Annotated in this window: 3 protein-coding genes; 1 reads left to right on the top strand and 2 read right to left on the bottom strand. The window is 74.1% G+C overall.

Going from position 1 to position 5,701, the window contains the following annotated elements; translation table 11 throughout:
- Positions 1–132: 132 nt before the first annotated feature.
- Positions 133–903, bottom strand: a complete 771-nt coding sequence (locus JNW91_RS28925) for a DUF5995 family protein (RefSeq protein ID WP_203178659.1) — start codon at positions 901–903, stop codon at positions 133–135.
- A gap of 132 nt (positions 904–1,035) precedes the next feature.
- A complete protein-coding gene (locus JNW91_RS28920; RefSeq protein WP_203178658.1) occupies positions 1,036–3,936 on the bottom strand; it encodes a helix-turn-helix transcriptional regulator in 2,901 nt (966 codons plus the stop codon).
- A 194-nt stretch (positions 3,937–4,130) separates the two neighbouring features.
- On the opposite strand from JNW91_RS28920, the gene JNW91_RS28915 reads away from it, so the two are divergent.
- On the top strand, positions 4,131–5,701 hold a 1,571-nt coding region (locus JNW91_RS28915), incomplete at its 3' end, for an adenylate/guanylate cyclase domain-containing protein (protein ID WP_203178657.1).

Here is a 5,701-nt window from a genome sequence, read left to right as displayed (position 1 = left end):
CCCGGGCCGACCGGCTGTTCCCCGACGGCCGACGTACGGCCGCGCGGGTGGGCGGAGCTGACGCAGCGGGACGCGCCCCCGCGCTCCGCCGCCGCCCCCCACGGGGCGGAGCGCGGGGACCCCCCGTCCCGGCTACTGCAGAAACGCCCCGAGGGGCGAGAGCAGCAACCGGCCGAGCGCCGCGGCGTTGTCGTCCAACCGCGTGCGCTCACACTCGCGGGCGTCCGGATCGTGCCGGCACCGCCAGATCTTCTGCGCGTTGCGCCAGGCGACATCGCGGGTGTACTCGACCAGTTCCCCCTGGTACCAGTCGTCGATGTCGCCGTTGAGCATGTCGATGAGCAGCTGCCACCGCTCCAGGTAACCCCGGCGCAGGCCGGGGATCTTGTCGGCGAAGATGTTGTTGATCTCGAGGTAGTCGTGGTGCTGGTCGCTGCCGTCGACCGGTTCCGACTCCAGATGGTCGAACGTGGTCACCAAGGCGAACGGCAGGTCGAAGTTGATGTGCGCGTTGACACCCGCCGCCGCCGAGGGCAACGGGCGGGCGTCCGGCCCGCGCATCCGCTCGAACAGGCACGACCACGCCTTCGGGGTGCCGGGGCTGGAGTCGGTCCACATCCGCATCGCGTCGAAATAACGCGCCGCGAACTCGACGTCCAGCCGGGAGAGGAACACCGGGTCGACGAAGCGGTCGTCGTACAGGCCGTCCAGCACACTGCTGGTGATGGTCAGGTAGAGCTTGTTGAAGTCGGCCAGCGGGCAGCTCGCCTCCAACGGAGGCAGCCGCACCAGCATGTCCTGGAGTTTGGTGAGGTGATCGACCACGGCCGGCACGTCCGCGGGATGGTCGGCGAGCAGGTCGACGATGTCCCGGTGCACGGGCCCCCAGACCGGTTCGGTCATCTCTCCTCCAGGTGGTCCGCGGCACCCCCGTGCCGCCGTCGACGGGACTCAGCCTTTCAGCCGACACCGAGCGCCGGATCAGTAGAACGACGTATCCCGGCGCGCACAGGCGTCCGTTGACCGACCGGTCGGTCAGCCGCGCCGGTTGCGCAGCTGGATCGCGCTGGCCTGCACACGGGTACGGACCTGCAACTTGTCGAAGATGTGCGAGACGTGCACGCCGATGGTCCGCTCGCTGATGAACAGCCGCTGACCGATCTCCTTGTTGGTCAACCCCTCGGCGACCAGGGCGAGCACCTCCCGCTCCCGCGCGGTGAGCGCCGCCAACTCGTCGTCGGCCGCCTCGCCCGACGCGGCGCCACGGCTGGTGTCGGCCTGGTCGCGTTCCTCCAGCGACACCCGGGCCCGCCCGGCCAGCTCCCGGATCTCCGAGGTCAGCGGCACCGCGCCCAACCCCTGCGCCACCTGGTACGCGGCACGCAGCAGCTTGCCCGCGGTGGCCACCCGGCTGCGCCGCGCCAGCAACGCCTCGGCCTGCCGCAGCCGCGAGTACGCCGCCGGATAGGGGTGGTTACGCCGGTCCCACTCGGCGACCGAGGCCGCCCACAACTCGGGGTCGCTGCCGTCGAGGCGGCTCACCTCGGCGGCGCACAGTGCCAGGAAGGCGTCCACCACCGAGCGCACCGGGCCGGCGGCGGACGCGCTCTTGCGAGCCACCCGCTCGGCCACGTCGCGCAGCCGACGCACCGCCGTCGGGTCCACCGCCACGGTACGGCTGGCGTGCGCCTCGGCCTCGGCGCGCAGACCGTGCCAGACCAGCGCGGACAGGATCGTCACGTCGTCGGAACGGCTCTCGGTCAGGCCCCGCTGCACCGCCTGCCGCGCCACGTCGTGCCGGCCCTCCCACATGGCCAGTCCCGCGCGCAGGGTGAGCAGCGGAATGACGTGCCGCGCCCCGCCGCCGGCGAGCAACGTCGCCACCGCGTCGAGGTCCCGGCTGGCGGCGTCGATGTCGCCGTAGCCCACCGAGAGCCGGCACCGGGCCAGCAGCAGCTCGACGGCGTCCGCACCGGACGGTCGGTGCCGCAACGCGGCGGCCACCACCTTCTCCGCCTCCGCCCACTGGCCCACCCGGAACAGCCCGTTGATGGCGATGGCCAGCAACCGGGTTTCCCAGGTCCGGCCCAACCCCAGTTCGGCCACCCGCTCGGCGCCGCGACGGGCCACCACCACACCCTCTTCGAGGATGTTCAGCGGCCCGGTCAGCAGCTCCGCGAGGTGCAGGTACGCGCAGGCCACGTCCTCGGGCTGGCCGGCGCGCTCGGCGGTGTCGAGGGCGTCGCGCATCACCGCCAGCCCGGCGTCCGGGTCCTCCAGGCAGGCGTCGCTGAAGCCCAGCGCCGAGCTGGCCAGCACCACCTCGGTGGCGGAGTCCTCCGCGTCGGCGGCCAACGCCAACGCCTCCCGGGCCCGCTGGCCGGCGTCGGCGTAGCGGCCCAGGTGCAGCAGCAACTCGGCCAGCCGGGCGGCGGCGGTGGCCCGGTCGCGCGGGGAGCAGTCCGCCGCCTCCAGGGCCCGCTGGTACTCCTCCTCGGCCAAGGCCGAACGCCCGGCGGCGGCCAGGTAGCGGGCACGGCGGATGTGCAGCACGCAGCTCGGCTCGCCGCCACGCACGGCGACCAGCTCCTCCAGCAGGGCCAGCGCTCGGGCGTGCTCCCCACAGTGGTGGGCCGCCTCGGCCGCGTTGCCGAGCAGCTCGACCCGGTCCACGGCCAGCGAACCGGAGTCGCCGGCCAGCTGCAACGCCGCCGACCAGTGCCGGTGCGCCTCGGCGTAACCGTGCAGCCGCTCGGCTTCCTGCGCCGCGGCCACCGCCGCCGGCAACGCCCGGGCCGGCTCGCCGGCCAGCCGCCAGTGGTGCGCCAGCCGGGCCTGGTGCAACTCGCCTGGCGCCGCGGTCAACGCCTCGGCGTAGCGGCGGTGCAGCCCGGAGCGTTCGGCCGGCAGCAGCTCGTGCGCGAGCACCTCGGCGACGAGGCGGTGCCGCAGCCGGTAGCCGTCGTCGGCGCCCACCAGCAGGCGGTGCGCCACCGCGGCGCGGGCGGCCTCGATCAGCTCGTTCTCCGGCAGCCGGAGCACCTCGGCCAGCAACCAGTGCTGCACCGGCTCCACCCCGGCGGCCACCGCGTGCACCACCGCGTGCGCGTGCTGGGGAAGCGCGTCGACCCGGTCGAGGAAGATCTCCCGCAACGTCTCGGACAGCCCGTCCCGGCCGTCGCGCAGGTCGCGGGCCAACTCCTCGATGACGAACGGGTTGCCGCCGCTACGCTGCCACACCTGCTCGGCGGCCTCCGCGGAAAGGGCCCGGCCGACCACGGCCGCGGCGAGTTCCGCGGTGTCGGCGCGGTCCAGTGGGGCCAGGTCGAGCACCCGCACCGTCCGCAACCGACGCAGCTCGGTGAGCACCCGGCGCAGCGGATGCGCGCCCTGCAACGACTCGGCGCGTACCGCGGCCAGCACCGACAGCTGGAGGTCGCCCAGGCCGGCGAGCAGGTAGAGCAGCAACTGCCGGGTGCTGCGGTCGACCCACTGGAGGTCGTCGAGGATCAGCACCAACGGCCGACCCTCGGCGATCAGGTGCAGCCCTCGGGAGACCCGCTCCAGCAGCGCACCCGCGCCGTCCGGGCCGGCGGTCTCTTCGGCGAACATCTGCAGAAGCCCCCGCACCGCCGAGGACGTGCGGGCCTGCGAGGCGGACAGGTCGGCGTCGAAGCGGCGCAGCGCCTGCAGCAGCGGGTGCAGCGGTGAGGCGTCGCCGATGTCCAGGCAACTGCCGGTCAGCACCAGCGCGCCCTGGTCACGCAGCCGGTCGCCGATCTCACCGAGCAACCGGGTCTTGCCCACACCACTCTCGCCGGTCAGGAAGACGGCGGCGGTCTGCCCGTGCGCGACGTCACCGAGCAGCGCGGACCGAACCGTCTGCACCAGCTCGGTTCGACCCACGAGCGGTGCGGTGTCCACATCGCTGGCCATGGAACGCAGCCTAATCACACGCCCCCGTAACGTTCTACGGCCATCTGCCGCTTGTGGTACTCCTCGCGTCGACATTGCGACTAAAGGTTGCGAGTGGCCGACATACGTCGTTCTGCCGATCCCCTGTCGGCCCAGGAATGCCAATCTCCGATGGTCGTCAGCCATCAGCGCAGGGAGAGGCCGGTGCGTAATCCATGACCACCACCATCGCCGACGCGCAGCGGACCGCGAACCAACACTGGCCGGTGCCGGAGGAGCGACGCACGGTAACCGTGCTCTTCGCCGACATCGTCGGCTCCACCGCGCTGGTGGACCGACTGGACCCGGAGGACGTGCGGGAGCTGCAACAGGCCTACTTCGACACCGTCGCCGCCGTGCTGCACCGTTGGCACGGGGTGGTCGAGAAGTACGTCGGCGACGCGGTCATGGCACTGTTCGGCGCCCGGCACTCCGACGGCTTCGACGCGTACCGGGCGGTGCGCGCGGGACTGGAGATCCAGGCCGCCCTGGACCGCCGGCCGATGGTCGGAGACAGCAGGCTGCGTGTACGCGTCGGTGTCGCCACCGGCGAGGTCGTCGTCGACCTGGGCGGCGCCGTCAGCGGCGGCCATGGCGTGGCCAGCGGCGCGGTGATCACCACCGCGGCCCGCCTGCAGGAGTACGCGCCACCCGGCGCCGTCGCGCTCTGCGCGACCACCGCCCGGGCCACCGCCGGGCTGATCGCCCAGCGCCCGCTGGCTCCGGTGCCGGTCGCCGGCCGGGTGCCGCCGATGCCGGTCTGGCACGCGGTCGGCCCGGTACGTGCGGGCGCCGACCGGCACGACGGCCCGCTGATCGGCCGCCGCCGCGAGCTGGCCGCCATCACCGACCAGTTGAGCTGGGCGATCCGCGAGCACCGACCGCGCTGGATGTCGCTGGTCGGGCCGACCGGCAGCGGCCGCAGCCGGCTGCTGCACGAGCTGACCCGGGCACTGCACACCGTGGACGGTCTCGCGGTGCGCTGGTGCGTGGTGAGCTGCCCGCCGTACCCGGATCAGGTGTTGGCGCCGGTCGCGGAGCTGCTGCGCGGCCTCGCCGGGATCCGCCACGGCGACGGCCCGGCGCTGGTCCGCGACCGGCTGGTCACCGCCCTGACGCCGCTGCTCTCGCCGACCGGGGTCGCGGAGGCGGTTCCGGCGTTGCAGCGGTTGCTGGCCACCCCGGACGGCTCGATCGAGGCGCTGGCCGGCGCGGCGATCTGCCGGGACGCCCTGCTGCGCCTGGCCGCCGTCCGGCCGCTGATCGTCGCGGTGGACGACGTGGACCGGGCCGCGCCCGAGGTGAGCCGCTTCCTGCACGCGCTGTTCACCGCTGCCACCACGCGGGGGTTGCCGCTGGCCGTGCTCACCGTGCACCAGCCGCAGTGGGCCGACACCCGCCCCGGCCCCGCCTGGCTGGTGCCGATCCGACCGCTGGCCACCGTGCAGTCCGGACGGCTGCTGCGCCACCTGCTGGCCCGGGCCGGGCAGCCGGTGGCCCTGGTCGACCGGCTGCTGCCACTGGTGGGCGGCCGACCGGGGCACGCGGCCGCGTACGTGGCGTCGGTCGCGGCGGGCGCGGACCCGGTGGCGCTCCCCGAGGCGGTACGCCGGGCCGTGAGCGCGGAGGTGGACCACCTCGACGGCGAGCGGCGGGCGGTGCTGATGGCCGCCGCGACCCTGGGCGGTGGGTTCTGCGCGGCGACGCTGGACCGGGCGCTCGGCTGGACGCCGGGACGGTCCGCCTC

It is taken from the genome of Micromonospora parastrephiae, from assembly GCF_016802865.1.
GTDB lineage: Bacteria > Actinomycetota > Actinomycetes > Mycobacteriales > Micromonosporaceae > Micromonospora > Micromonospora parastrephiae.
This window is presented reverse-complemented; position numbering and strand designations above follow the sequence as displayed.

Bases quoted from the DNA above. Each gene is read 5' to 3' on its own strand.
- JNW91_RS28920 (WP_203178658.1), bottom strand. From the start codon at position 3,936: ATGGCCAGCGATGTGGACACCGCACCGCTCGTGGGTCGAACCGAGCTG.
- JNW91_RS28925 (WP_203178659.1), bottom strand. From the start codon at position 903: ATGACCGAACCGGTCTGGGGGCCCGTGCACCGGGACATCGTCGACCTG.